17 protein-coding genes are annotated in these 20,136 nt (G+C 59.0%); 4 read left to right on the plus strand and 13 right to left on the minus strand.

Annotated elements, in window-relative coordinates:
- Position 1: 1 nt before the first annotated feature.
- From sufD to F560_RS0113875, 4 genes are all read right to left on the minus strand, one after another.
- Positions 2-1,306: a Fe-S cluster assembly protein SufD gene (sufD, locus tag F560_RS0113860; RefSeq protein ID WP_019006340.1), complete on the minus strand. Its 1,305-nt coding sequence runs from the start codon at positions 1,304-1,306 to the stop codon at positions 2-4.
- A gap of 22 nt (positions 1,307-1,328) precedes the next feature.
- Complete coding sequence (gene sufC, locus F560_RS0113865) at positions 1,329-2,108, minus strand: Fe-S cluster assembly ATPase SufC (protein WP_019006341.1); 780 nt, start codon at positions 2,106-2,108, stop codon at positions 1,329-1,331.
- A gap of 153 nt (positions 2,109-2,261) precedes the next feature.
- Complete coding sequence (locus F560_RS0113870) at positions 2,262-2,831, minus strand: DUF1802 family protein (RefSeq protein WP_019006342.1); 570 nt, start codon at positions 2,829-2,831, stop codon at positions 2,262-2,264.
- A gap of 129 nt (positions 2,832-2,960) precedes the next feature.
- Positions 2,961-3,281, minus strand: a complete 321-nt coding sequence (locus F560_RS0113875) for a hypothetical protein (RefSeq protein WP_019006343.1) — start codon at positions 3,279-3,281, stop codon at positions 2,961-2,963.
- A 416-nt stretch (positions 3,282-3,697) separates the two neighbouring features.
- Between F560_RS0113875 and mtnK the strand changes: the two genes are divergently transcribed.
- A complete protein-coding gene (mtnK, locus tag F560_RS0113880) occupies positions 3,698-4,912 on the plus strand; it encodes an S-methyl-5-thioribose kinase (RefSeq protein WP_019006344.1) in 1,215 nt (404 codons plus the stop codon).
- A gap of 33 nt (positions 4,913-4,945) precedes the next feature.
- Entirely contained in the window at positions 4,946-6,019 is a 1,074-nt protein-coding gene (gene mtnA, locus F560_RS0113885) for an S-methyl-5-thioribose-1-phosphate isomerase (protein ID WP_019006345.1), read from the plus strand.
- A 128-nt stretch (positions 6,020-6,147) separates the two neighbouring features.
- On the opposite strand, the gene F560_RS0113890 is transcribed toward mtnA, so the two are convergent.
- The gene (locus tag F560_RS0113890; protein ID WP_026298285.1) at positions 6,148-6,477 is read right to left on the minus strand and encodes a YunC family protein; all 330 of its coding nucleotides are present in this window, start codon (positions 6,475-6,477) and stop codon (positions 6,148-6,150) included.
- Positions 6,478-6,676: 199 nt separating this feature from the next.
- On the opposite strand from F560_RS0113890, the gene F560_RS0113895 reads away from it, so the two are divergent.
- Complete coding sequence (locus F560_RS0113895; RefSeq protein WP_156828996.1) at positions 6,677-7,096, plus strand: hypothetical protein; 420 nt, start codon at positions 6,677-6,679, stop codon at positions 7,094-7,096.
- A 46-nt stretch (positions 7,097-7,142) separates the two neighbouring features.
- On the opposite strand, the gene F560_RS0113900 is transcribed toward F560_RS0113895, so the two are convergent.
- The 3 genes from F560_RS0113900 to F560_RS0113910 all read right to left on the minus strand — a co-directional run bounded on the left by F560_RS0113900 (position 7,143) and on the right by F560_RS0113910 (position 10,251).
- Positions 7,143-8,846 (minus strand): putative bifunctional diguanylate cyclase/phosphodiesterase, encoded by a 1,704-nt coding sequence (locus F560_RS0113900; protein WP_019006348.1) that lies wholly within the window; start codon positions 8,844-8,846, stop codon positions 7,143-7,145.
- Positions 8,847-8,969: 123 nt separating this feature from the next.
- Positions 8,970-9,341, minus strand: coding sequence for a DUF423 domain-containing protein (locus F560_RS0113905; protein ID WP_019006349.1), 372 nt, complete (start codon positions 9,339-9,341; stop codon positions 8,970-8,972).
- Positions 9,342-9,444: 103 nt separating this feature from the next.
- Complete coding sequence (locus F560_RS0113910; RefSeq protein ID WP_019006350.1) at positions 9,445-10,251, minus strand: lipase family protein; 807 nt, start codon at positions 10,249-10,251, stop codon at positions 9,445-9,447.
- A gap of 197 nt (positions 10,252-10,448) precedes the next feature.
- Here F560_RS0113910 and yhbH point away from each other — a divergent pair, with 197 nt between their 5' ends.
- Positions 10,449-11,594 carry a sporulation protein YhbH gene (yhbH, locus tag F560_RS0113915; RefSeq protein ID WP_019006351.1) on the plus strand — a complete coding sequence of 382 codons (1,146 nt, stop codon included), beginning with the start codon at positions 10,449-10,451 and terminating at the stop codon, positions 11,592-11,594.
- A 529-nt stretch (positions 11,595-12,123) separates the two neighbouring features.
- On the opposite strand, the gene F560_RS0113925 is transcribed toward yhbH, so the two are convergent.
- The 5 genes from F560_RS0113925 to F560_RS0113945 all read right to left on the minus strand — a co-directional run bounded on the left by F560_RS0113925 (position 12,124) and on the right by F560_RS0113945 (position 20,127).
- Positions 12,124-15,216, minus strand: coding sequence for an SbcC/MukB-like Walker B domain-containing protein (locus F560_RS0113925; protein ID WP_019006353.1), 3,093 nt, complete (start codon positions 15,214-15,216; stop codon positions 12,124-12,126).
- Complete coding sequence (locus tag F560_RS0113930; protein WP_019006354.1) at positions 15,213-16,388, minus strand: exonuclease SbcCD subunit D; 1,176 nt, start codon at positions 16,386-16,388, stop codon at positions 15,213-15,215. Before F560_RS0113930 ends, F560_RS0113925 begins: the two co-directional genes overlap by 4 nt.
- Before the next feature lie 132 nt (positions 16,389-16,520).
- Positions 16,521-17,738 carry a threonine synthase gene (locus F560_RS0113935; protein ID WP_026298286.1) on the minus strand — a complete coding sequence of 406 codons (1,218 nt, stop codon included), beginning with the start codon at positions 17,736-17,738 and terminating at the stop codon, positions 16,521-16,523.
- A 277-nt stretch (positions 17,739-18,015) separates the two neighbouring features.
- Entirely contained in the window at positions 18,016-18,963 is a 948-nt protein-coding gene (locus F560_RS0113940) for an ATP-grasp domain-containing protein (protein ID WP_019006356.1), read from the minus strand.
- A gap of 15 nt (positions 18,964-18,978) precedes the next feature.
- Complete coding sequence (locus tag F560_RS0113945) at positions 18,979-20,127, minus strand: M20 family metallopeptidase (protein ID WP_019006357.1); 1,149 nt, start codon at positions 20,125-20,127, stop codon at positions 18,979-18,981.
- Positions 20,128-20,136: the final 9 nt, after the last annotated feature.

Below are 20,136 nucleotides of genomic sequence, written 5' to 3' on the forward strand. Positions count from 1 at the left end.
TTCATCCCAGCTTCCTTTCGAGAATCCGTTGCAACTGCTTGCGCAGCCCTTCAAGCGGGATCTCCGAAACGACCGGGTCGAGGAATCCGTAGATGATCAGCCGTTCCGCTTCCGCTTTGGAAATGCCGCGCGACATCAGGTAGTACACCTGCTCCGGATTGACCTGGCCTACGCTTGCGGCGTGGCCGGCTTTGACATCGTCTTCGTCGATCAGCAAGATCGGGTTCGCGTCGCCGCGCGCTTTCGGACTGAGCATCAGGACTTTCTCCGTCTGCTGGCCGTTCGCTTTGGTGGCGGCTTTCTCGATTTTCGTAATGCCGTTGATAATCGCGGTCGCTTCGTCCTTCATGACGGCGCGGGTGATCATGTCGCTCTCGGAGGAGCGCCCGAAGTGAACGGCTTGCGTCGTCACGCTCATCCGCTGGCTGCCCGTGCCGACGGTAATGATTTTGGCGTCGGAGCTTGCGCCGTTGCCTTGCAGAATCGACTTCGTATCCGTGAGCGTATTGCCGTTGTGCAGGTCGCCGACGATCCACTCGATGCGGGCGTCGTTGTCGACAAGCGCGCGGCGGTAGGAAATGTCGATGGCCGCTTTATCCATATGATGCACAGCCGCGTAGCGGACATGCGCGCCGGCTTTGGCGAATACTTCAACCGCCCCGTTATGCAGCAGCGTGGACGCCGTTTCGCCCAGCGAGCCGGCGACGTTTTCTACGAACGACACGCGGCTGTTCGGCTCCGCTACGATCAAAATATGCGGAGCGAACGTCGCCTCCGCGTCGTCGGCGAAAATCACCGCCTGAACCGGATGCTCGATTTCCACGTTCCGGGGAACGTACAGGAACACCCCGCCGTTCCACAGCGCGGCGTGCTGAGCCGCCAGCTTGTGCTCGTCGCGCTTGTAAATCGTCATCAGGTGCTTGCTGACCAAATCTTCATGCGTCCTCGCGGCTTCTTCCAGGCTCGAAAGAACGACGCCCTTCGCTTTAAGCTCGTCGGACAGGTGCGTATAGATAACGGAAGAGTTATGCTGAACGATCAGCGCTTCCGGCGCCTGCTCGGGAAGCAGGCCCGCGATTTCTTGCGGCAATTGCGCAAGGCTTGCCGCCGGCTTGCCCGGCCGGTAGCTGCCCAGCGAATCCAGCGTCCAGCGGTGGATCGGCGTTTTCTCCGGCTTCGGAAGCTCCAGCGACGTCGCCCATTGTCCCGCTTCTTCCCTCCAGGCGACCAGCCATGCCGGCTCGTTCTTGCTGCGGGCGAGAGCGGCTGCCGCTTCGCGTCCGAAAGAGGTGGTCGGTGTACTCATGATTCTAGCCTCCCTTGTCCTCTTACGCTTGGCCAACCGTCTCGTCGACGATTCCCAGTTCTTCTTTGACCCAATCGTAGCCTTCCGCCTCCAGGCGCTCCGCCAGCTCCGGTCCGCCGGATTTGACGATGCGGCCTTGCATCATGACATGGACGAAATCGGGCTTGATGTAATTCAGCAAGCGCTGGTAGTGGGTGATGATCAGGAAGCCACGTTCCGGCGAACGCATCGAGTTGACGCCTGCGGCAACGATCTTCAGCGCGTCGATATCCAGACCGGAGTCTATTTCGTCGAGAATGACCAGCTTCGGCTCGAGCATCATCATTTGCAGAATTTCGTTGCGCTTCTTCTCGCCCCCGGAGAAGCCTTCGTTCAGATAGCGGTGCATGAACTCGGGATTCATGTCCAGCTCCTTCATCTTGCTCTCCATCAGGCGGATGAACTTGATCAGGGAAATTTCGTTGCCTTCCCCGCGGCGGGCGTTGATCGCGCTGCGCAGGAAGTCGGAGTTCGTCACGCCGGTAATTTCGCTCGGATACTGCATGGCCAGAAACAGACCGGCGCGGGCGCGCTCGTCCACTTCCATCTCCAGCACGTTCTCGCCTTCGAGCAGCACTTCGCCTTCGGTCACTTCATATTTGGGATGGCCCATGATCGAAGAGGCGAGCGTGCTTTTCCCCGTACCGTTGGGTCCCATGATGGCGTGCACTTCTCCGCCTTGAATCGACAGGTCGAGGCCTTTCAATATTTCTTTACCTTCAATGGTCGATTTAAGACCACGGATTTCGAACAAACTGGACATTGTGTTATTCCCTCCAGGGTGCTTAATTGTAATCATTTTAATTTGATTCTCAATGATTCTCAACCTTCATTTTATGAAAAGCGAATTGGAAAAGCAAACCGGGCTTGCCCGCCCCCTTGGGGAAGAAACCCGGAATAGACCGAATGTCGACGATTAGCCCCGAATCGCGCGTTTTACCCGCTCCGCCTGCGCTTCGAACTGCCGGTCGTCGAGCACCGGCCTGCGCCCGCGGGGTTCAATCGCCTCTTCCAATCGAAGCCAGGACTTGCAGCCCCCGTAGCTGTCTCGCTGCGATATTTCAATCGGTTCGTCGAACCGGTATACGCGCAAAAGAAGCACATGCAGAGGTTTCGTTTTCTTCCATTTAAGCCGTTCCTCCGCGTAGTCCGCCGTCCATATATGCAGCTCGTTCAACCGTTCCAGCGTCTTGGAGTCGGTGACTTCGAAATCTTCGACAACTTCGGCGCAGGAGGTCAGCCGGACCTTGCCGGGATGTTCGGCCGCTTCCGCCCGCGTCGCTTCCACGGCGCTGCGGGATTCCGGCTTGACGAGTTCGGGACGCTGATGCTCAAAAGAAGGAAAAAGGTAAAATTCCGGACTCACGAGCTGAAATTCCCGGGTCTCCTCGGCAATGCCGCCTTTGCGCAGCACGATGACCTGCCGGCCTTCCTCAAGCGCCCGCACGGCGACGGCCCATTCCCTGAGCGCAATTGGTCGTTCCATGGAGTCGTTCCTTTCTCGGTCGTTGGCTTATGAATTTATTATAGCACAAGTTGAGTGCCGAAGCCGAAAGCAAGCGGGAAAAAGGCGAAAAAACGACAGCGCCATAGACACCCGGCAGTCGGACCGCGTTCATGGTGCGTAAGCAACCTGCTTTTGGCGAATAGCGAAACCGCCGGCTTTTGGGAAACGCTGCGTTGGGCCCATCCCGCGCTTGGCGGTCTCCGTGCTTGGCGGTCGCGATGATTGGTGGTCTCGATGATTGGCGATCTCCGTGCTAACCGATTTCGGTACTTTGCAGCCCCGAGCTTGGCAAACTGGGTCCTGACGATTCTCTGCACTGGAAACGGACACCAGATCCGCTATATCCCCTTTTTCGCTTCCTATCGCCTTGTTTGCGGACAGCAAATCCTTTATTTCCGTCAGATCGTCCTTTATCGCCCCTGTTTGCATGGAATAACGTCTCCTGTGTCCGGATCGCCCTGATTTTAACCGCTTCCAGACCGATTAGCGGAACTGTGGTCCGCCGAGCCGAATCGAAACGCTGGGTCGAATTGGTCCGCCCGACCGAATCGCCGACCCTGCCGCCTTCACCGGACCGGATCGGAGGGAAGCCGCCGTAACCGCTATATTATGCTATATTATGGTAAAGGTTTCGGCGTCCATTCGCGGGGGCGGGCAGACCGGACACCCTTTGAGCGCAGATACCGGCGCCATGCCGGACACGGGTTTATCGAAGCTTGGCCCGTCCGGGACCCGTATTTCCCGTTTTTTCGGCTTTTATCCGCCATTAAATTGCATTATACTGACTTAAGACGCGATGGACCCAATGACGGGACAGGCAGCACTCTTCTCGATGAGGTGAAAATATGACCCAATATCATCCGTTGACCGAAGCGGAAGCGATCGAAATCGCAAAATCGATTCAAGAGGTATTTCCGACGGGCGAGGGGCTCGAATGCCGGGAGATCGGGGACGGCAACCTGAATCTGGTGTTTCATATTACCCAGCCTGCGACCGGGCGCAGCCTGATCATCAAGCAGGCGCTGCCCTATGCCAAAGTGGTCGGCGAATCCTGGCCGCTCACGCTGGACCGGGCGCGCATCGAAAGCGAGGCGCTCATTCTGCAGGGCAAGCTCGCTCCCGGTCTTGTGCCCAAGGTGTACAAAACCGACAACGAGCTGGCGATTACCGTCATGGAGGATTTGAGCGACCATGTCATCATGCGCCGCGGCTTAATCGAAGGCGGCCGCTATCCGCTCTTTGCCGGACATATTTCCGAATTTATGGCCCGGACGCTGTTCTTTACGTCCGACCTGGGATTCAACCAGCAGGAGAAGAAGCGCCTGGTCGGTTCGTTCATCAATCCGGAGCTTTGCAAAATCACCGAGGATTTGATTTTCGACGACCCTTATTATGATTCGCCCAACAACAACATCGAGCCGCATCTTCGCGACGCCGCTGAAGCGATCTGGCAGGACAAGGAGCTTCACCTGGAAGTCGCTGTGCTCCGCGAGAAATTTCTGACGCACGCGCAGGCGCTGATTCACGGCGATCTGCACACCGGCAGCATCTTCATTACACCAGAGTCGACCAAGGTCATCGATCCCGAGTTCGCCTACTACGGGCCGATGGGCTTTGATGTCGGGGCCGTCATCGCCAACTTGCTGCTGAACTACGCCGGACAAGAGCATTGGAGCCCGAACGGGGCGGAGCGGGCGGACCGCCGGGGTTATCTGCTGAACACCATCCGCGACGTATGGACGCTGTTCGAGGAGAAATTCCGCGCCCTGTGGAACGAACACGGCATCGACCGGATTTCCCGCACGGCCGGCTATCAGGACGAGTACATGCGCCGCCTGCTGCAGGACTCCATCGGCTTTGCGGGCGCCAAGACCGTCCGCCGCATTTACGGCCTGTCCCATGTCATCGACATCGACAACATCCCCGACGCCGCCGTCCGGGAGCGGGCCCAGCGGATCGCGCTCGACATCGGCACGGCGCTGATCAAGATCAACCGCAAAGCGGAATCGATCGAAGAGGTCGTCCGCATTGCGCAAGATGCCGTTTCCGCAAGAGGCTGACGCCTCGCCCGGAACGCGAAAGGAGACTTCGACATGAGCACCGACAACCTGTCCGCAGCCTCCAAGGTTCTTCAGTCCGTCCGGTGGGCGGACGGCGTCCTGGAGCTGCTTGACCAACGGCTGCTGCCGGAGCAGACCGTCTATCTGCGACTGAAAACGCCCGAAGACGTATGGGAAGCGATACGCGAGCTTAAAGTGCGCGGCGCGCCGGCGATCGGCATTTCCGCCGCTTACGGCGTCGTGCTCGGCGTTGCCGGCGTCCAAGGAAGCGCCGCCGACGTGGCCGCGGAGGCCCGCCGCCATGCCGATTATTTGGCCACGTCCCGTCCGACGGCCGTCAACCTGTTCTGGGCGCTCGACCGGATGAAAGCCCGGGCGGACAAGCTGGCCGCAGACGGGCTGTCCGCCCGGGAGGCCGTTGCGGCGCTGCTGGATGAAGCGAAGCAAATCCAGGCCGAGGACGAGGAAACCAACCGTTTGATCGGCGAACACGCGCTTACCCTGTTCAAGGACGGCATGGGCGTGCTGACGCACTGCAATGCCGGAGGACTGGCCACCGCCAAATACGGAACGGCGCTGGCGCCGTTCTATCTGGCGCTGGAACAGGGCATGCATCTTAAGGTGTTCGCGGACGAAACGCGCCCGGTTCTGCAGGGAGCCCGCCTGACGGCTTACGAGCTGCAGCAGGCCGGCGTCGACGTGACGCTGATTTGCGACAATATGGCCGGTCACGTCATGTCCAAGGGCTGGGTTCAGGCCGTCATCGTCGGCACCGACCGCGTCGCCGCCAACGGAGACGTTGCGAACAAGATCGGCACCTACAGCGTGGCCGTCCTCGCCAAGGCGCACAATATTCCGTTTTACGTCGCATGCCCGATGTCGACCATCGATCTGTCGACGCCGACCGGAGCCGATATTCCGATCGAGGAGCGCCCTGCCGACGAAATCACGAACGGCTTCGGCAAGCGGACCGCCCCGGAAGGCGTGAAAGTGTACAACCCGGCGTTCGACGTGACGCCCCATGAGCTGGTCACCGCCATCATTACCGAAAAAGGCATCGTCCGCGCTCCTTACGACATCGGCTTGCGCAAGCTGTTCGAATCCTGACCGCATGAAAACGAAGAACCTCCCTCTCCTCATCGTCATGAGGATTGCGGAGGTTCTTTTTTTGCGAAAAGTGCGGACAACGAGGACTGCGGGAACCGTGAGGGCGCGTGACCCTCAGACTGCAGCCGTCAGGCCGTGCCTGATCCGGATGGCCCCTTGGCCATCAGCGCTACCGCCTCGCGTCCGATCATGCCCGGAACGATGCCGAGACGTTGCGCGGCATGGGTAACCGATTCCAGCGGCGCATCGAGAAGCTGCTCCAACGTACGGACGCCGACGGCGCGGCCGGCGACGATTTCCCGGTCCCGAAGGCGGTCGTTCAGCAGGCCGACGTCGAGCGCTCCGCACATAATGTATCCTTCCCCTGCCGTTACGGCAAGCAGCGTCGTTTTCGGCAGCAGCACTTCGACCCCCAGCGCCGTGCTTCCTTCGATTTGAATGGGGACGAGCCGAATCACCTCGTTCACCTCCGCATTTTCCATTTAGGGAAGGTTTAGGACATCTAGACGATTTCCCATGTTATAGTTTATGATTCTTTTGACCCGATAGGCTCCTGAAAAATACCCATTTAGGGCTATATTAGGCAGCTTGAACGTGGTATAGTTAAGTACACATTGATTGATTCTGTTGCGCATCATGATGGAGGCTTTATACAAAATGCAAAAAGGGAAACCCACCGAGAACGGATCTTTCCTTTTCAAGGTGGATATTCTGGTCCACGCGGCCTCGGAAAGCCTGGCGATGGAACAATTGCTTCGCGGGTTGAACGGGGGCCAATTTTCGGATTTCCGGATCGAATCCGGGGTTCAATTAGGCAAGAAGATTGAAGAGGAATTATCGGAAACGGTTACGCTGACGCCCATTGTAACGGACTCGCTTGAAGCTCGCATCCGTTCCTATATCGAGTCGAACAAGTTGATTCGCATCGTCGTCAACAAAGGCAAAGGGGTCAAGCTGGACATGCCTTGCCGGATTATAAACTTCGATCCCGAGCACGAGCTGCTCACGCTGTACCATGTCGACGAAAAAAAAGTATACTCGATCCTGCTGAACGAGGTTGACGATTTTATCGAATGAAAGGTTGAAACGCCGCAGCTTCCGAAAGCTTGCGGCGTTTTCTTTTCTAGTGATTCATAGGCAGGACGCTCTCGCTGAGGAGCAGCTCTTTCATGCGCTCCCGGGGCAAAGGAGGGCTTCCGAAGTAGCCCTGCATTTCGTCGCAGCGATGGTGCCGCAGAAACTTCACCTGCTCCTCGGTTTCCACCCCTTCGGCAATCACCTGCAGCTGCAAATTGTGCGCCATCGCGATAATGGCGGAAACAATCGCAGCATCGCTCGGATCCTGCTGAATGTCGCGGACGAAGGAGCGGTCGATTTTCAGGCTGCCGATCGGAAAGTTCCGCAGGTAGTGGAAAGAGCTGTATCCCGTTCCGAAGTCGTCGATGCTGATGCCGACGCCAAGATCGGCCAGTTCCTGAAGGAAACGGGATGCCCGTTCGACATCCATCGTGATGCTTTCGGTAATCTCCAGTTCGAGATAACGGGGGTCCAGCTTCGTCTTCTGCAGAATGTCGGCGATTTTCCCGATCAGATTGCGCTGGGCGAACTGGCGGAACGACAGATTGACCGATACCGGGATGGGCGTCATGCCGGCATCCTGCCACGATTTGTTCTGCCGGCACGCCTCCTGCAGCACCCATTCGCCGAGCGGAACGATAAGGCCGCTCTCTTCGGCGGCCGGAATGAATTCTCCCGGCGGAACGAGCCCGCGCTCGGGATGCTTCCAGCGGACAAGCGCTTCGACGCCGACGATTCGTCCGCTCGCAAGATCGTACTGCGGCTGATAATAAAGAAGAAATTCCTGATTCTGCAGCGCCTTCTTGATTTCATGCTGCAGCGTAAGCTTATGCAGCGCGGTATGCGCAATATCGGACGAGAACAGCAAATAATCGTTTTTGCCGTTTTCCTTGACGCGGTGCAGCGCGGTGTCCGCCTTTTTCAGCAGTCCGATCGCATCGTCGCCCGCCCCTTGCGTTATGGAAATGCCTACGCTCACCGAAATGTGCAGATGAACGCCCGCGAGTTCGAACGGCTTCTCGAACAGGCGCATCAGCTCGTCCATGCGGCCCGACAGGTCTTCCTGATCCCGCACGTCTTCAAGCAGTCCCGCGAACTCGTCGCCTTCCATCCGCGCCAGATTCCCGGTCTCGGGAAAAAAGCCCGTCAACCGCTCCGCGATCATCATCAGCAGCATGTCGCCGATATCCTTGCCGTACGAAGCGTTGACAAGCTTGAATTGGTCGACGCCCAGATAGCAGACCGCCAACTGGCCGTCCCGCTTGTCCGCTCCGGCCAGCTTGTCTTCCAAGCGCTCCGTAAAGTAGCGCCGGTTCGGCAATCCGGTCATATCGTCGAAATAGGCCATAAACCGGATTTTTTCCATCGTGCGCTTGCGCTCGCTGATATCCTGAAAAAAAACGACAATGCCGATCGTTTTTTTCCGCCGCATAAGCGGAACGGTATCGATGTTCAAATCGAGCGGATGCCCATCCTTGTGCAAAACCCGAATTTCCTGCGAACACTTTTCCCCCGCTAGCGTCCGTTCAAACACCTGCATCGTCATGTCGTACGACAGTTCGTCAAGCAGATCGGAAAATGGCTGCCCGGCCAGTTCCTCTCTGGAATACCCGAACATGTCGTAGGGGTCCCTGTTGATGTCCAGGAATCGCCCGAATCGGTCAATGACGGCAATGGCTAACGGATTGTCGTAATAAAGCGAATGAAGAAGAACATTCTGATAAGCCGGATTGTCTGAGCATCCGTTCACGTGGCGCCGTCCTTCCTCCCGTGAGGGAAACATGACAGATTATGTATACCCCCATTATAAAACAAAATGAGAGTTTGCTGAACAAGCTTTTTCCAATTTTGTTGCACCGTGTCGCTTAACGTGTTATTTCTGCCGCGCGGACAACAGGAGACATAGCCAGCCGGCCAGCAGCGCCACGCCCCCGATCGGCGTAACGGCTCCGAGCTGCCTGACGCCGCTGAATACGAGCAAATACAAGCTTCCCGAAAAAAGGATGACGCCCGCAAGCAGCAGCCTGGCCGCCCAGCGGACCCATCCGGGAGACGGCAGCCGTTCGGACAGCAGCGCAACGATCAAAATGCCCAGCCCATGATACATTTGATAACGGACGCCCGTCTCGAAAATGTCAAAATCCTCCGCGGACAATTGCTTCTCAAGCACATGCGCGCCGAAAGCGCCGAACGCGACCCCGAGCAGGGCAATGGCGGCGCCGATCGCCGTGTATTTCCGTAACAAGACTCTTCCTCCCCGTGCGATTTTGCCGGCCTCCCGAACCGGCTATCTCCATCATAACCCGCCGGAAGGCCGTTCGACAAATGGGGCGACAAAAAATGCGCAGCTACCCGCGGTTCTTGCCCGTGCGCCTCACGGGGCAAAACCCCGGATTATCCGCCTCCAGCCGTTCCGCATAGGCGGGGTCCCGCGCGGCCAGCGCCGCAAAGTAGCTGCCGATCAGATGATTGGCCGCCGGAGAACCGTTCTGAAACGGAAGCACGACCGCGCCCCGCACATGGGAATAATAGTACGTTTTTTTGCTTCCCGGCATCCGGAGAATAAACGGCGGCAATTGGGCGACGGCGTCATAGGGATTGGCGATGCGGAAGCTTTTGCGCACCGCGGCGTTAAACGCTCGCGCAAAGCCGGGATCGCCGGTGCGCGGCGCGCCGAACGTGTACGCGGCCAGAAGCCGCCTGCTGTCAAGCGTCGCAAGGTCGAGCGCGCACAAGACGGCCAGCGCGCCGCCGAGGCTGTGGCCGGCCACGTATACCGGTTTGTCCGGAGGCAGAGAGGTTAAAGCGGACACGATCCGGGCTCTGGCCGAACGGTAGATGTGCGTAAAGCCTTGATGGGTTTGCCCGGCCTTATCCCGGTACGGGTAGCGGATTTGATAGGCGAGAGCGTCCGAAACCCAATCCGCGGTCGAGCTCGTGCCCCGGAAGGCGACCACGATGTCGCGATCCGATTCGAGAATGAATCCGAACCGTTCCCGTTTCCGGTCGAACGATGTGGCGTCGACGGTGAAAGCCGTCCGGTAGCCGAGCGGAACGACGAACTGTCCCTCCTTGTGGTTGTACTGCTCATAGGTTTGGCTGCACACCGCCGCGAGGAAAATAGCCCAGGCCGGATCGTAGCCGCCCTTGCGCATGGCAATCCCCCCTTTGCTTCATTTTATTGCGCGAAATTGCGGGAGGTGTCTAAAGACGGGCCGGGTTCGCAGTCACGCCGCCGAAATCGTCGGACAATTGGACCAAGCCCTTCGGGAATTCGCACACATTCTTTCGAAGCAGCCGAATATATTGAATAACACACAGCTAAGCCAATCCCCAAAGGTGGTGTCATGCCATGACTGAACCGGCTTTCATCCTCTCCCGCGAAGACTGGTCACTGCACCGCAAAGGATATCAGGATCAGTCGCGGCATCAGCAGAAAGTTCGCGAAGCGATCAAGCAGAACTTGCCCGATCTGCTGTCCGAGGAAAACATCATTCTGTCCGACGGCAAGCAAATCATCAAAATCCCGATTCGCAGCCTGGATGAATACCGCTTTATCTATAACCACAACAAACGCAAACACGTCGGCCAGGGAAACGGAGACAGCCAGGTCGGCGACGTGATTGGCACGGAGCCCGCTAACGGGCCCGGCAAAGGCGAAGGCGCCGGCGACCAGCCCGGAGAAGACGTCGTGGAGGCCGAAATCTCGATCGCGGAGCTGGAAAATCTGCTGTTCGAGGAATTGGAGCTGCCCTACTTGAAGCAGAAGGAAAAGGAGCAAATCGAGGTTCAGGAAATCCGCTTCAACGATGTCCGCCGCAAGGGCATCATGTCCAACATCGACAAGAAAAGAACGATACTGGAAAACCTGCGCCGCAACGCCCGGGAAGGACGGAAGGAAATTCACGGGATCTCGCCGGACGATTTGCGCTTCAAAACGTGGGAGGAAGTCGTCAAGCCGCAAAACAACGCCGTCATTCTGGCCATGATGGATACTTCGGGATCGATGGGGAGCTTCGAGAAGTACTGCGCCCGGTCTTTTTTCTTTTGGATGACCCGGTTTCTGCGGCGGCAGTACGAAAAGGTGGAGATCGTCTTCATCGCCCATCACACGGAGGCAAAGGAAGTGACCGAGGAGGAGTTTTTCACCCGCGGCGAAAGCGGCGGCACCATCTGTTCCTCCGCGTATATCAAGGCGCTGGAAATCATAGACAGCCGGTATCCCCCGTCGCGCTACAATATCTATCCGTTCCACTTCTCGGACGGCGACAATCTGACAAGCGACAACGAGCGCTGCGTGCGGCTGATCAAGGAAATGCTGACCCGCTCCAACATTTTCGGCTACGGCGAAGTGAACCAGTACAACCGCAGCAGCACGCTTATGTCGGCCTACAAGCATATGGACCACCAGCAGTTCATCTATTACATCATCAAGGAAAAAAACGAAATTTTCAACGCGCTGAAGACGTTTTTCCGGAAACGCGAGGCGGTGGTGTAAGATGCGGGACTATCCCTCGGGTCTTTCAAGACCTTATGGGATAGCCCCGTCCATTTTGCGCACGGATGATTGCGCACGGTACGGTTTATGGACCAACCCCTTTCCAAAACAATCGCAGAGCATCCGGCGTTTTGAGCTTACGGCCATTTGACCTTTGCTGCCTTCGGAGTTAATACGCCGGCCGAATCAAGAATGTCATCAATGGAGTAATCATCTTCAACTTCAATGGTGTCATATCCAGATCGATTTTCACTTTGCTTTTTGTAATATTCATTTTCGTCAAAATGGAACGGAGTTCATTGGCCGTTTTAACATAACGGCAACGGATAAAAGAAGGAAACATCTTAAGATGAGACCGGCTTGTTCCCCCTCACCGCAGAAACCGCCCGTTTCGGTTTGTGTTTATAACCTCTTGCCGTTATTTGTCACAGCCGACTTGCGAAAAAAAATCAAGCGAGCCGGGAAAACCGGCTCGCTGATGCGTGTCGGAGGGAATGAGAGAGGTTGTTCCGGGATGACCCGGTTTCGCTTATCGCAGCACAAAAGCCGTGCGGCTGTGCCCTTCCTTCGTCTTCGTCACTTCCAGCACCGCCGGAAAAGCCTGCTTCAATTCCTGAACGTGCGAAATGACGCCGATCATCCGGCCGGATTGCTGCAGATCGGCGAGCGCGGCGATCGCCTTGTGCAGCGATTCTTCGTCAAGGGAGCCGAAGCCTTCGTCGATGAACATCATCTCGATGGACACGCCGCCTTGATGCGCCTGAATGACGTCGGCCATGCCCAGCGCGAGCGCGAGCGACGCATTGAATTTCTCGCCTCCGGAGAGCGACTTGACGTCGCGGTTTTGCCCGGTGTACGCGTCGTAAACGTCGAGGCCGAGGCCGCTTTGCTTGCCCCTGGCTTCCAGCCGGTCGCTGCGCTGCAGGACGTATTGGCCGTCGGACAGCTGATGCAGCCTGGCGTTGGCCGCCGCCAAAATCTGCTCCAAATATTCGATCAAAATATAACGTTCGAAGGACATCTTGAGCGGGTTGTCCCCTTTGAGCGCCTGGTACAGATCCAATACCCGCTCCAGCTCGGACTCCGCCGCCGCATAGCGCTTGTTCGCGTCCGCGATCGCGCTTTGCAGCTTCTCGGCCGCCTCGGCATGGCGCTGCGCCGCCTGCTGCTCGGTCAGCGCCTCCTCCAGCTGCCGGACCAAAGCTTCCAACTCGCCGGACAGCGCCTCCGTGTCGGCCCTTTCCTTGCCCGCCAGCTCGCGCGCCAGCGCCTCGGCTTGCCGGGCGGTCGCGGCGTACTCCGCTTTGAACGCCTCGATCTGCGAACGCAGCGCTTGCCGCTCTTCCCGGCTCAGCTTGGACGCCGCGTAGCGTTCCGGCGTGTCGAAGCCTTCCTTCGCCAGCTCCTCGGCGAACCGCGCCGCCGCCTCCCGCTCGCGCGCGGCCGCCTCTTCGAGCCGGTCGGACAGCTGCGCGAAGTTCGCCTTCTCCTCGGCGAGGCGAAGCTGCGCGGCGGTCAGCCGTTCCCGCGCCGCCTTCCAGTCCGCCTCGAGCCGCTGAACAAGCTCGCGCTGCTCCGCAAGCGCAAGCGCAAAACGCTCCGGCGCCCGCAGCTCTTCGGGAATGCGCGCAAGCTCGCGCTCCAGCACCGACTGCTTGGCGACCCTCTCGACCGCCTTCGCCTGCGCTTGCGCGGCGGCGGCCTCCTTCTCCGCCTGGCCTTTCGCCAGGCGTTCGTCCAGCTTCGCCGCCTCTTCCCGCAACTCCGCCAGCTTCGCGGCCAACTCCTGAAGCCGCTGGATTTCCGCCTTCAGCCCAAGCCCTTCCCGCTCCGTCTCGGCGAGCCGCTCCGCCAACCCGTCCGTTGCAACGCCGTATTCGCCAAGCAAGGCCGAGCGGTCTTCCCAGCCGGAACGGGCCGCCGCCGCTTGCGCCTGCACCGCGCTCAGCTCCCGTTCCACCGCCTGGAGCGCTGCCTTGGCCTGCTGCAATTCCTCGCGGCTCGGCACCGACGCCGCGGAAGCCGCCTTGGCCGGGTGCTCCAGACTGCCGCATACCGGACAAGGGCTTCCGTCGTGCAGATGGGCGGCCAGCAGCCCCGCCTGCCCTTCCAGCCACTGCGCTTCCAGCCGCTCCGCCTTCTCGCGCAGCCGCCCGGCCGCCTCGGCCCGCTCCGCTTCAAGCCGCTGCGCGTTCTCCAGCCGGACCGCCAGCTCGCTGAGCTCCTTCAGCAGCCGGTATTGTTCGCGCACCCGATCGCGCCGCTCCACCAGGTCCGGCAGCTTGGCCGTTTCCGCTTCGATCGACCGGATCCGCTCCGCCAGCTTGCGTCTCGCTTCGCGCAACTCAGCAAGCTGCCTGTCCGACGCCTCGATTGCGGACAAGAGCCGCTGTTCCTCCGCCGCAAGGCGCTCCACCTCCCGGCGGTTGTCCTCCAGCGACCGGACGGCCGGCTCGAGGTCCGCGAGCCGCTGCAGCGTCCGCTGCGCCTCCGTCCGCTGCGGCTCCCGCGCTTCCTCGCGCGCGTACCGCTCCTGCGCCTCCTGCGCGGTCCTCTCCGCCAGCGCCAGCTCCTCCCGCTTGCGTTCCAGTCCGCTTCGCCTTGCGGCCAATTCCGCCTTCGCTTGGGCGGCCTGCTCCTCGTACGCGGCGATGCGGCTCGCTTTTTCCGCCCAGCTCAGCTTAAGCTCGCGCTCCGCCGCTGCCTCCTTGCCGCCCTCGAGTTCCGCTAGCCGCCGCTGTTTGGCTTCCCATTCGGCAAACCGCCCGTTCAGCGCGAGCGCTTCCCTAAGCCGCGCCTCCTGCGCCTGCCGGGCTTGCAGCAGCTCCTCCCGCCGCAGCCCGATGTCCGCCGCCAGCTTTTCATAGTAAGCGCGCTCCTGCTCGAGTCCGTCCATCACCTGCGCCGGGCTGTACACGTCCTGCCGCAGCGTTGCGGCCAAATCGCCCTCTTCGCGAAGCGGCAGGACGTCCTTCGCCTGCGCCAGGACGTAGTCCAGGCGTTCCTTAAGCGTCCGGACTTCGTCCTTCAGATCGCGCTGCATCCGGTAAAAGCGCTCTTCCACCCGCTGGTACAGCCCCGTCCGGAAAATCCGGCGCATAATCTCCTCTTTGTTGTCCGTATCCGAGGTCAGCAGCTTGCGGAATTCGCCCTGCGGCAGCATCACGATTTGGCTGAATTGGTCTTTATTCAGGCCGATGATCGCTTCCAGCTTCGCGTTGACGTCGGACACCACAAAGCGGTCGACGCAGGGCACTTCCTCGCCCGACGTCGTCTCGTACAGCTCGACCCGGCCGCCGGTCTCGTTTTTGTTGGTTCCCTTGCGGTGCGGCATCTGGCGGAACACGCGGTACGTGCGGCTGCCGACGCCAAACACGAAATCGACAGACGTATGCGTGCCCTCGTCGGCAAAATGGCTGCGAAGCATTCGCGCCTCGGCCCGGTCCTCGCCGCTTGCGCTGCCGTACAAGGCGTAGCAAATCGCATCGAAAATCGTCGTCTTGCCCGCGCCCGTATTGCCGGAAATGACGAACAGGCGGCGGTCCTCCAGCAGCGAGAAATCGATCGTCTCCTCGTCCCGGTACGGCCCGAAAGCCGTCATCGTAAGCCGAATCGGCCTCATGCCGTCTCTCCCTCCTCGGCCTCTTGCACAGCCGCCGTCAGCGTCTCCGCAAACAGCCGCTTTTTGTCTTCGCTTAACGGGAGGCCCGTTACTTCCTCATAAAAAGCGGCAAACAGCCCGACCGGATCGGACTTTGTCCGGCTCGGCGGGACGGCGGCTTCCCGCTTGTCCGCGTCCGCTTGGACCGAAGCAATGGGCCTGCGCTCCACATGAAGCGCGTTCGGATACACCGCCCGGACCTTTTCCATCGGAAAAAGCACCGGATTTTCGTTCAGCAGCGTAACGAATATGTAGTCGTCGGAAGGAGCGTGCGTTTGCAGTTCCTCGATGGTTGCCGTCACTCTGCGCATATCCCGGAGAGGGCGAAAGCTCCGCTTGTCCACCTTGACGCTGCCCGTCCCGTCCATTTCGACCATATAAAAGCCTTTGTTGTGCCGCTCCTCGGATATCGAATATTTCAGCGGCGACCCGGCGTAGCGGATCGTCTCGCTGGCGACGTAATGGGCTTCGTGAAGATGCCCGAGCGCGGTATAGTGGAAGGGCTTGAACAGCTCCGCCCGAACGTACTCCGCTCCGCCGATCGAAAGGGGCCGTTCCGAGTCGCTCGTATTCGGCTGCGGCTGTCCGCCGGGGGTCACGAAGGCGTGCGCGACAAGCACGTGCCGGGCGCCGGGGTCCAGCTTCGCCTCGATGCCGCCGATCACCGCCCGCATCGCGTCGTCGAACGTCCGGATCGAATCGTCCCCCAGCATCTGCCGCACCATGCCCGGATCGGCGAACGGCACGAGGTGGAAATGAACCTCCCCGTATGCGTCCCGAAGGACGACCGGCTTGGGGTCCGGCTGAAGACGCCCGACCAGATGAAGCCCCTTTTCCTCCATGATGCGGGTGCCGAAGTTCAGCCTGTCCGGGCTGTCGTGGTTGCCCGCGATCGCCAGCACCGGCGTCTTAAGCTCAAGGACGATCGTACGGAACAGCTCGTCCAGCAAGTCCACCGCCTCGGTCGGCGGCACCGCCCGATCGTACAAATCGCCGGCGATGACGACGGCGTCCGGACGCTCGGCCCGCACCGTCTCGACCAGCTGCCGGAGCGCGTAACGCTGATCTTCCGTCATATAAATCCCCTGCACCAATTTGCCCAAATGCCAATCGGCCGTATGGATGAATTTCATATCAGGATCACCGCCTTTTGATCACCGATTTGGTTGCCGTGCAGCTTCGCCGTGAAGTCTATTGCTCTATTATACCTTATTTTCTCCCCGCCTGTGTCTCGGCCTATGAAAGACGCCTAGAACCCGGGCGCGTCAAGCGGGCGGTATCCGGTCCCCCGGGTTCAACACGGGCGCGTCCGCGCGGACCGTGTCCGGATATTTGATTCCGCTGCCCGTATTCAGCGCGACGACCGTTTCCCCGCTCTTGATCCAGCCGCTCTCCCGGAGCTTGCGGGCCGCCGAGAAAGCGGCGGCCCCTTCGGGACACACGAAAGCCCCCTCCAGCCGGGCGATTCGGGCCTGTTCCTCAAGAAGCTCGGCGTCGTCTACGGCAATCGCGCAGCCCTCGGTTTCGTATACCGCTTCCAGAACCAGAAAATCCCCCAGCGCCTTCGGCACATTGATGCCGAAAGCGGCCGTCCTGGAATCGGCCCAGAACTCCGATTCGGACTTTCGTTCCTCCCACGCCTTCACGATCGGCGCGCATCCCGCCGCCTGGACCGCGACGAGCCTCGGGAACTTGTCTCTTTGCACCCAGCCGAGCGCGGCCAATTCCTTTAACGCTTTGTAAATGCCGATCAGCCCGACGCCGCCCCCGGTCGGATAAAGAATGACGTCGGGCAGCCTCCAGTTCAACTGTTCCGCGATTTCCAGGCCCATCGTTTTTTTGCCTTCGATCCGGTACGGCTCCTTCAACGTGGACGCATCGAACAACCCGCGCTCTTTCACCGCCTGAGCCACCATTTTTCCGGCATCGCCGATCAGACCGTTCACCAGGTTCAAATTGGCGCCGGATATCGCGCATTCCTTTCTTGTAATGAGGGGCGCCTCCACCGGCATGACAATGGACGCCCGGATGCCCGCTCTGGCCGCGTATAAAGCCCATGCCGCGCCGGCGTTGCCGTTGGTGGGCATGGCAAGCTCCTTCACGCCCAGCTCTTTCGCTTTGGATACGCCAACCGCAGCCCCCCGGGCCTTAAAGCTGCCGGTCGGGATCACGCCTTCGTCCTTCATCAAAAGCCGTTCGATCCCCATATCGGAGCCGAGACGCTTCATCGGCAAAAGCGGGGTCATGCCTTCTCCCAACGTGACGATGTTTCCCGGATCCGACAACGGAAGCAGCTCGTGGTATCTCCACAAATCGGGACTCCTTCCTTTCAGGCTGCCGGGAGTCCACTCTTTTTTTAAGGCCTGCAAGTCATAATCGGCCAGCAAGGGGGACCCGCAAACGCATAGTTGCCGAATTTCGGTGGATGCGTATGGCTTTTGGCATTTGGGACAATATAGATGGCTCAAATAGCTGAACGGCATATCAATCGTCCTTCCCTTCATCCGCAATTTCTCTCCCTTTCCGATCTTATGCGCGCTGCCGGGATGCATGGCTTACGTTCGCGCGGTTCAACGTCGGCCGCCCCAACCGCTTGCACAAAAAAAGAAGCGCATCGCAACGAACGGCGGCTTGATTCGCTGCAATGGCTTCCTGCGGGCAGGTCAGCTTATTCCAATTCGGCTCTTACGGATGGGTTTAGCTAGAACATAGCATTCGATCGATCCGATTGCAACAAGCCCTAAATCCCGAAATGACGATCTACCCCAGCTCAATCTCTTTCTTCAAATATTGGGACAACGTTCTGGCGATTTCTTTCATTCCCGATACGTTGGCTGCCGCTTCGGCTTCCGCATTATAGTTCGTATTCGTGTTTACGTCATACGTATACGCGACGCCCGCCGTATCGGTAATGAATTCGATGCCGGCGAAGCTGATGCCGTTCTGCTGCAGAAACGCTTCATACTTGGGAATCAGCGGGCTGTTGAAGCCGCTGATCACCTCGAATTTGGCTCTTTTTTCCGCCTTCTCGCCGACCGGACAGTACCGGTCGCCGATTTGGCACGCATCCGCCGGACACAATTGAAAACCTTCCGACGCGTCGACCCGTACCGCATAATAAAATTTGCCGTCGATAAATTCGCAGCGGGTAATGAATTGATCCTCATTCCGGATATACTGCTGAATCAGAGTAATGCCGTCAACCGATTCTTCATAGTCCGGCCCGAACACGTACCGCTCCAGCTCGGCCACATTGTCGAACAAGTGAACGCCGAGCCCTTTGCCCGCGCGGTTGTGCTTCGTAATAAAGGTGCGGTACGGAAAATGCCGGGCGGCCTCAACGAGCGCTTCCTTGCCGGAAGCGGCAACCGTATACGGCGTTCGGATCCCGAATTTGTCCAGTTCGAGATATTGCTTGATTTTGCTGATTTCAAGCTCCAGCGCTCGGCTCGTATTCAGCACCGTTCTGCCGTGATGCTCCAGCCAGGCCAGAACATTGGCCGTATATTCGGGAGCATACCGATGATTCCTTGAATGGGAGGAAGCGCTCATTCGATTGTAGAACACGCCGCTTGGGGGCTGCTCGCTGAGATCGAACTTCCCTTCGTGCAAATGCCAAAATTCATGAGGAACCCCGAGCTCCTCCAGCGCGCTTCGCAGCGGAACGATCCAGCTTTCGTTTTCGTGGATAATATACGCTTTGGACAACCGTGTCAGCTCCTCTCATTCCGATAGGTTCGAACTCAATCGTGCAATGAGATTCGCCAGCAGCTTTGTGCGCGGAACAAGCGATTCGATCACCAAATACTCTTCTTTGCTGTGGGCCTTTCCTCCCCTGGGACCCAGAGCGTCGATCGTCGCCACTCCCAGGGCTGCCGTTAGATTGCCGTCCGAACCCGAACCGACCTTTTTATCCGTAACGGCTTCCCCTAATTTCAGCGCCTCTTCCTGCACGACTTTAAGCAGCCGCTCGGAGGCTTCCGTCTTGATCATCGGAGGTCTTGTTATCCCGCCTTTCAGCTCCAGGGAGGTTCCGGGAATATCCGCGCGCAAGCATATTTCCCGGATGCGGAAATCCAGTTCTTCCGCCTGCTGCTGCGTCTCCATCCGGACATCGATATAGGCGTAGGCGTGCGGAGCGATCGTATTGCTGGAAGTGCCGCCCCCGATGACGCCGACGTTGACGTGAATTCCCTTCTCCGGATCGGTCAAGGCATGCAGCTTGATAATTTTATGGGCCAGCTCGGCGATTGCGCTCCGCCCCTTTTCCGGTTCGGCCCCCGAATGCGCGGCGACTCCCGCGACCGTCAAATAATATTTGCCGCCGCCTCTCCTGCCGGTAACCAGCGTTCCGTCTTCATCGCTTGGCTCGACAATCAGGGCATATTTTTTCGATTTCGCCTGCTCCTCGATCAGCTTTCTGGAATGGACCGAACCGACTTCCTCGTCGCTGTTCAGGATGATCTGCACATTTTTGTAGCTGTCGCTGCCTGTTTCCATCAAATGCTTGATCGCATACAGCGTCGTAATCTGGCTGGCCTTCATATCATACACGCCCGGGCCGTAGGCATACCGCTCATCCCGCGAAAAAGGGCGCTGCGCTACCGTTCCCTCCGGAAATACGGTGTCCATGTGCGCAATGATGAGAATCTCCGGATTTCGCGCCTCCGGATGGGTGATCAGAAGATTGTTGCCGCGCTCCTGTTGCTCATCGACATGGACCCGAAAGCCCAGCGCCTCATATTCCCGGGCCAGCGCGCGGCCTACCCGGTCCACGCCGTCCTTCAGAAACGTTCCGCTCTCGATATTCACGATTTCCTCGATCAGCTTCAGCATTTCCGCCTCTTTTGTTTTCCAGTCTGCCGCCGGCATCGCACGACT

This window comes from Cohnella laeviribosi DSM 21336, assembly GCF_000378425.1.
GTDB classification, from domain to species: Bacteria; Bacillota; Bacilli; order Paenibacillales; family Paenibacillaceae; genus Cohnella; species Cohnella laeviribosi.

What these genes read in the sequence shown, in the direction of transcription:
- sufD (WP_019006340.1), bottom strand. Translation starts at nt 1,306, where the DNA reads ATGAGTACACCGACCACCTCTTTCGGACGCGAAGCGGCAGCCGCTCTC.
- sufC (WP_019006341.1), bottom strand. Translation starts at nt 2,108, where the DNA reads ATGTCCAGTTTGTTCGAAATCCGTGGTCTTAAATCGACCATTGAAGGT.
- F560_RS0113870 (WP_019006342.1), bottom strand. Translation starts at nt 2,831, where the DNA reads ATGGAACGACCAATTGCGCTCAGGGAATGGGCCGTCGCCGTGCGGGCG.
- F560_RS0113875 (WP_019006343.1), bottom strand. Translation starts at nt 3,281, where the DNA reads ATGCAAACAGGGGCGATAAAGGACGATCTGACGGAAATAAAGGATTTG.
- mtnK (WP_019006344.1), top strand. Translation starts at nt 3,698, where the DNA reads ATGACCCAATATCATCCGTTGACCGAAGCGGAAGCGATCGAAATCGCA.
- mtnA (WP_019006345.1), top strand. Translation starts at nt 4,946, where the DNA reads ATGAGCACCGACAACCTGTCCGCAGCCTCCAAGGTTCTTCAGTCCGTC.
- F560_RS0113895 (WP_156828996.1), top strand. Translation starts at nt 6,677, where the DNA reads ATGCAAAAAGGGAAACCCACCGAGAACGGATCTTTCCTTTTCAAGGTG.
- F560_RS0113910 (WP_019006350.1), bottom strand. Translation starts at nt 10,251, where the DNA reads ATGCGCAAGGGCGGCTACGATCCGGCCTGGGCTATTTTCCTCGCGGCG.
- yhbH (WP_019006351.1), top strand. Translation starts at nt 10,449, where the DNA reads ATGACTGAACCGGCTTTCATCCTCTCCCGCGAAGACTGGTCACTGCAC.
- F560_RS0113925 (WP_019006353.1), bottom strand. Translation starts at nt 15,216, where the DNA reads ATGAGGCCGATTCGGCTTACGATGACGGCTTTCGGGCCGTACCGGGAC.
- F560_RS0113930 (WP_019006354.1), bottom strand. Translation starts at nt 16,388, where the DNA reads ATGAAATTCATCCATACGGCCGATTGGCATTTGGGCAAATTGGTGCAG.
- F560_RS0113935 (WP_026298286.1), bottom strand. Translation starts at nt 17,738, where the DNA reads ATGCCGTTCAGCTATTTGAGCCATCTATATTGTCCCAAATGCCAAAAG.
- F560_RS0113945 (WP_019006357.1), bottom strand. Translation starts at nt 20,127, where the DNA reads ATGCCGGCGGCAGACTGGAAAACAAAAGAGGCGGAAATGCTGAAGCTG.